This is a genomic window from Thiohalocapsa halophila (genome assembly GCF_016583825.1).
GTDB classification, from domain to species: Bacteria; Pseudomonadota; Gammaproteobacteria; order Chromatiales; family Chromatiaceae; genus Thiohalocapsa; species Thiohalocapsa halophila.
Map to the genome: position 1 here is coordinate 83,304 of NZ_NRRV01000016.1, position 6,133 is coordinate 89,436.

Annotated in this window: 5 protein-coding genes; 3 read left to right on the forward strand and 2 right to left on the reverse strand. The window is 65.5% G+C overall.

From position 1 onward, the window contains the following. Positions 1-95: 95 nt before the first annotated feature. Together CKO31_RS08940 and CKO31_RS08945 are read left to right on the forward strand one after the other, a co-directional pair. Positions 96-1,379, forward strand: coding sequence for a chloride channel protein (locus CKO31_RS08940; protein ID WP_200236072.1), 1,284 nt, complete (start codon positions 96-98; stop codon positions 1,377-1,379). Between the two features lie 133 nt (positions 1,380-1,512). Beyond that, entirely contained in the window at positions 1,513-1,743 is a 231-nt protein-coding gene (locus tag CKO31_RS08945) for a hypothetical protein (RefSeq protein WP_200236074.1), read from the forward strand. 156 nt (positions 1,744-1,899) lie between these two features. Here CKO31_RS08945 and hisA read toward each other — a convergent pair whose 3' ends face one another. Continuing rightward, positions 1,900-2,652: a 1-(5-phosphoribosyl)-5-[(5-phosphoribosylamino)methylideneamino]imidazole-4-carboxamide isomerase gene (gene hisA / locus CKO31_RS08950; protein WP_200236076.1), complete on the reverse strand. Its 753-nt coding sequence runs from the start codon at positions 2,650-2,652 to the stop codon at positions 1,900-1,902. A 107-nt stretch (positions 2,653-2,759) separates the two neighbouring features. Next, positions 2,760-3,380 (reverse strand): imidazoleglycerol-phosphate dehydratase HisB, encoded by a 621-nt coding sequence (gene hisB, locus CKO31_RS08955; protein WP_200236078.1) that lies wholly within the window; start codon positions 3,378-3,380, stop codon positions 2,760-2,762. A 569-nt stretch (positions 3,381-3,949) separates the two neighbouring features. Between hisB and CKO31_RS08960 the strand changes: the two genes are divergently transcribed. Beyond that, positions 3,950-6,133 (forward strand): NACHT domain-containing protein (locus tag CKO31_RS08960; RefSeq protein ID WP_200236080.1); only part of this gene is annotated, 2,184 nt, incomplete at its 3' end.

Sequence of the window (6,133 nt, forward strand, 5' to 3'; positions counted from 1 at the left end):
GGAGCGACAGTCGACACGGCGATCGTCGTTGTCATTGTTGCAATCGAATCCCGGCTGCCGTCAGCCTGAGCGCCAGCCCGGTAGAATGCGCCCGCATGGACCACGACTACGCAGCCTCGCTGCGCCTCACGCTGCTCGGTGCCGTCAGCGGTCTGCTGGCCGCCTTGGTGGTGCTCGCCTTCCGCAGTGCCATCGAGTGGGGCCAATGGCTGCTCCTGCCCGCCGCCAGCGGCGACGGCTACGAAGTGCTGTCCCCCGCCGCCCGCCTGGCGCTGCCGCTGGCCGCCGGGCTGCTGCTCGGGATCGCCTTCGACCTGCTGCCCCGCCACCGCCGCGACGTGGGCGTCAATCATGTGCTCAAGCGCCTGCAGGCACCCGGCCGCGAGCGCCTGCCCCTGGTCAACATGCTGGTGCAGTTCTTCGGCGCCGTCGTGGCCATCGTTGGCGGCCATTCCGTGGACCGCGAAGGTCCCGCCGTCCACTTGGGCGCCGGCAGCGCCAGCTTCGTCGGCTCCTGGCTCGGCCTGGACGCCGAAGAGGAGCGCACCCTGCTCGCCGCCGGCGCCGCCGCTGCCATCGCCGCCGCCTTCGACACACCGCTGGCCGGCGTGGTCTTCAGCATCGAAGTGCTGCGCATCCGCTATCAGGTGACCCGCTTCCTGCCCGTCATCGTCGCCGCCGTCATGGGCGCCATGGCGAGCCGCGTGCTGTCGCTGGACGACCCGGGCTTCCCCGTGGTGCCCGAGCACCTCGGCTCGCACTGGGAGATCTTGGCGATGCTCGCCCTCGGCGGCGGCATCGGCCTGCTCGCGGTGGCCTTCTCGACCCTGGCGGTGCGCCTGCTCCGCGCCACCGGGCGCTGGCCGTGCAGCCTCACCTTCTCCCTCGCCGGTCTGATCACGGGCCTACTGGCGCTGTGGACGCCCCAGATCATGGGCATCAGCTACGACACCCTGGCCATCATGCTGCTGGGGGAAGCGCAGCTGGTGCTGGTGCTGCCGCTGATGGCCACCAAGCTCATCGCCACCGCGGTAAGCATCGGGCTGCGGGTGCCGGGCGGACTCATCGGGCCGACGCTCTTCATCGGCGGCGCCGCCGGCTCCACCCTCGGCCTGCTGCTGGCCGCGGCGGGCATCGAGCAGGCGGCCTCCGCGGGCTTCTACGCCACCATCGGCATGGCGGCGATGATGGGTGCGACGCTGCGGGCACCGCTGGCGGCACTGACGGCGCTGCTGGAGCTCACCGCCAATCCGAACATCATCCTGCCCGGCATGCTCGCAGTGGCCACGGCGGAGCTGGTGAGCCGGGCCTGGCGCGGCGAGCGCTCCGTCTTCGATCTGTTGCTGAACGCCCAGCCCATCGATATACGCAAGAGCTGAAATTGCGCGAGTAGTCTCCGCTCAGCGGTTGATTCTTGATTTCTGTCGGCAAAAAACGCTAGCGTCGCGTACACGCCGAAACCGGCGCAAAGCCGCGGCGTGCTCACACAACCATCGACAGGAGATCAACGCAATGCATAACAATCCGATGAACCGGTCCATCACCGCCCTTGCCGCCGCGCTACTACTCGGCGCCTCGACACAGGCCATGGCCGTCGAGTGCAAGGGCATGGAAAAGAAGACCTGCGAGCGCAACGAGTCCCAGTGCACCTGGGTGAACGGCTATACCCGGGGTGACGGGGTCAAGGTGAGCGGCTACTGCCGCGGCAAGGGCGGCAAGAAGTCCAGCAGCTCGAAAAGCTGACCTGCCTGAGTGCCCGACGCTCGGACCCGGGCCCGGGTCCGGGTCCGGGCCGCACCCCCTGCTAATCCGCCAGCCGGGCGCAAAACGACAGTCGAGCCATTCCTGCGGCGCCGGAGTCCGGCGCCATCAGGACGGCCGCTAGCCGCGCCCCGCCAGTCAGTCGCTGCTGCCAGCTCCGGCGAGCGCATCGGCAATCCGCTGCCCCTCCGCGAAGTCCAGGGTCCCTTCGTAGATGGCCCGGCCGGTGATGGCGCCCATGATGCCCCGGTCGGCAACCGCGGCCAGCGCGCGCACGTCCTCCAGGCTGGTGATGCCGCCGGAGGCGATGACCGGCACCGCAACGGCCTCGGCGAGTCGGGCGGTGGCCTCCACGTTCGGGCCCGTCAGCATGCCGTCGCGGCCGATGTCGGTGTAGACGATGGCCGACACGCCGTCGCGCTCGAAGCGCCGCGCAAGGTCCTCCACCCGGTGATCGGTCACCACCGCCCAGCCGTTGATGGCCACCTGCCCCTCCTTGGCGTCGAGGCCGACGATGATGTTGTCCGCAAAGGCGCGGCAGGCACGGGCGACGAAGGCGGGCTCCGTCACCGCCTGGGTGCCGATGATGCACCAGCTCACGCCGGCGTCCAGGTAACCGGCAATGGTGCGCTCATCGCGGATGCCGCCGCCCACCTGGATAGGCAGGTCCGGATAGGCGGCGGCGATGGCGCGGATGGCCTCGCCGTTGACCGGCTCGCCGGCGAAGGCACCGTTCAGGTCCACCAGGTGCAGCCGCCGGGCGCCGGCGTCATGCCAGCGCCCGGCGACGGCGACCGGGTCGTCGCCGAAGACGGTCTCATCGTCCATGCGACCCTGGCGCAGGCGCACGCATTTGCCGTCTTTGAGATCGATTGCGGGGATCAGGAGCATGGCGTGAAGCGTGAAGTTGGAAGGGTGAAGTTTGAAGGGTTGGGTCAGATGGCGCGTCGCGGGCCAGCCCGCGCCTGTCTAACTTCACACTTCGAACTTCAAACTTTCTAAAGGGCGCCTTTCGTTGACGGCGTAATCCCGCCCATCCGCGCATCCGGCTCCACCGCCATCCGCAGCGCCCGGCCGAAGGCCTTGAAGACGGTCTCTGCCTGGTGGTGGGCGTTGAGGCCGCGCAGGTTGTCGATGTGCAGGGTCAGCCCGGCGTGGTTGGTGAGGCCCTGGAAGAACTCCCGCAGCAGGTCCACGTCGAAGCCGCCGATAAGCGCGCGGGTGTAGTCGACGTTGTAGGTGAGCATGGGCCGCCCGGAGAGGTCCACCACCACCCGCGACAGGGCCTCGTCCAGCGGCACATAGGCGTGGCCGTAGCGGCGGATGCCCCGCTTGTCGCCGAGGGCCTTGGCCAGTGCCTGCCCCAGGGTGATGCCCACGTCCTCCACGGTGTGATGGGCGTCGACATGCAGGTCGCCCTCGGCCTGGATGTCCAGGTCCAGCAGCCCGTGGCGGGCGATCTGGTCCAGCATGTGCTCTAGAAAGGGCACCCCAGTGCGAAAGCGGCCCTCGCCGGTGCCGTCCAGGTCCAGCGTGACGCGGATCTGCGTCTCCAGGGTGTTGCGCTCGACTTCGACGGCGCGGTGGGCCCCGCTGGAGGGCGCGGTGTGCTCGTTCATGGCATGTCAGGCGGCGTTTGCATGCCGGCATTTAACCACACCGCACTCAGCGCCCGCACGGCCTGGTAGGGGGCGGCGGTCCATCCGCGCCCCGGGCCACGGGAAGCCACCGTTGCCCGCCGCCTTGAGCGTGAAACGCCGGCGTCCGCGCCACGTGCAACCCGTTTCCGCTGCGGGGACGCCGGGAATTCTCCGCACCTCCCAGGAGGGAGGGGCCGCTCTGTGGCAGACCTCTCGTACAACTGAGGGGAACGGCCTCGGGCGTCCGCTGTGCGACGCATGGCCGCCGGACATTGATAAACACCCCAGGGGGAGCTCGCGACCCATAGCAGACGGTTGCGACTAGAACCATTGTGACGAGTCCCATCGAGCAGAGGGTCTGCCCTAGTCCATCCTCTCTCCAAAGAAATCACCCTTCGCTTTGGCGATCACGGCCTATGTGTCCCGTGCCAGAGTTTAGCCAAGGCGCGAGGTCTTGACGGAAGCGGATCCCCGTTTGCTACTGATCGGCAGCGGCGACCGGTACAATCAAGCACAAAACGTCGGCTAACGCTTGGTCTCAGCGGTTCGTGACGGTGTTCTCGTGGTCGTGCGGCCTGCCTACGGCACCGCAGCGCCGCATCAAGGGCTGTCCGGCAATCTTGCGCCGCTACTATTGCATGCCTGAGTTTCTATCGATGCACCGACCGACGATCGATTTCCGCAGTATTCGTAGTCATCACGGTAGCCAGCATGGCGGTTTCGAGGAGTTGGCGTGCCAACTTGCAGCCCTCGACAGTCACGCCGCCCTGTCGTTCCATCGCAAGGGCAGCGGTGCCGATGCTGGACTCGAGTGCTACCGGAGCGAACTCGATGGAACAGAAACCGGCTGGCAAGCGAAGTACTTCTTCTCGTTGGGAAGCAGCGAGGCACAGCAGCTCAAGGATTCGTTCGATAATGCTGTCGCGAAACACCCAAAGCTCGCTCGCTTCATCGTTTGCCTGCCGTTCGACTTGTCCGATGGACGCATCCGCGGGCGTCAGTCCGCGCGCGACCGCTGGGACGCCTGGGTTTCTGATCGCCACGAATCGATCGCCCCTCGGGTCGTCGAGATTGAACTTTGGGGTGCCTTCGAGCTAGCCGAGCGGTTATCGCGCAATGATCCGCTCCACGTAGGGAGACTTACCTATTGGTTCGATCTTCCCCATTTCGGGCCGGGTTGGTTCCGAGATCGATTCGAGATCACCCGCAAGGCGTTGGGTCGGCGCTACACACCTGAGCTCAACGTCGAACTGCCGATCAGACAAGCGCTCGCCGCATTTGCCCGCGATCCTCATTTCGCGCGCCAGATCGAAGGATGGGCGGATGAGCTCGATGAAGCATGGCATCGATTACGGTCTTCTTTGAATTCGGTTTTCACGGATTCCGATGCGGCGAAGCTTGACCAGGAACTGTCCGCGATTTCCAAAGCCATTCGCGAAACATCGCTTGCCTCGCCAAAGCCGATCCCATTTGACAAGTGGGCTGCCCTAATTGCCACTGCCAGCGGGTCGCTCGGCCAGAGTATGTCGAAGATCTGGGCACCGAGAAATAACGCGGAGTTGGATCAAGAGGCTGTGCGCAGGACTCAGCGGTCTGCTTGGCTTCTCAGTGAGACCATCGAGCGTCTCGCCGGTCAAGTCGATGCCCAGGAAACCCATGTGGCCAACACGAGCAGTTTGCTCTTGACCGGTGAAGCAGGTGTCGGGAAGTCACATCTCCTTGCCGACCTTGCGGAGCACCACATCGCTCAAGGTTTTCCCGCCGTTATCACCCTGGGTGGCGCATTTGTCGACGACGACCCCTGGCGCCAGGTCGCCGAGCAGTTGGGGCTGTTCGGTGTGTCGTCAGACGCCATCTTGGGGGCGCTCGATGCGGCTGCGGAGGCTACGGGTACCCGCGCCTTGGTCATAGTCGATGCGCTCAATGAACGCAACGGCATCTCGGTTTGGTCGGAGCGGCTGGCCGCGTTTCTGGCCGTCGTCGAGCGCTTCGATCACGTTGCAGTCCTTGTCTCCTGCCGCACGACCTTCGTGCCCTACATCGTTCGGGATCTGGACGACGCTACCCTGTCTCGAATCGAGCACCCGGGCTTTGCGGGGAAGGCAGCGGAATCCGCGCGCCGCTATCTCGACCAGCGCGGAATCGTGCGCATGGCCGCGCCGCATTTTGCCCCGGAGTTGGAAAACCCGCTCTTTCTTCGCACACTCTGCGACATGCTTGAACGAACTGGGGAGAGAGAACTGCCAAGGGGCGTAGCGGGCGTTTCAAGTATCTTCGATTTCTATTTCAGCGCGGTCGCCGCCGAACTGAACCGGCGTATGCGCTTAGCACCCAGGCTCAGGCGCGTCGAGAAGGTGCTCAGCGCGATTACCGAGGCGATGGTTCAGGCAGGTGCCGGATATCTACCTATCGACGTAGCCACGGAGTTAGTCGAGAGCGTCCATCCGTCGCACGGACGTGCTGAACAAGACCTGTTCACCAACCTGGAGCACGAGGGCGTACTCGCCGTGGAGCCGATCCAAGAAGGGGATTCGATCATCGAGATGGTTCGTTTCACCTTCGAGCGACTGAGTGATCATCGGATTGCCAAGCGGCTTCTCGAGACGCATGTTGCTAACGGTGATCCCGCCCAAGCCTTCGGCAAGAGTGGGTCTCTCGCGCAGTACGTCATCGGTGAGCGGGCCTACCGTTTTGCTGGCATTGCGGAGGCCTTCGCCGTCCAACTCCCAGAG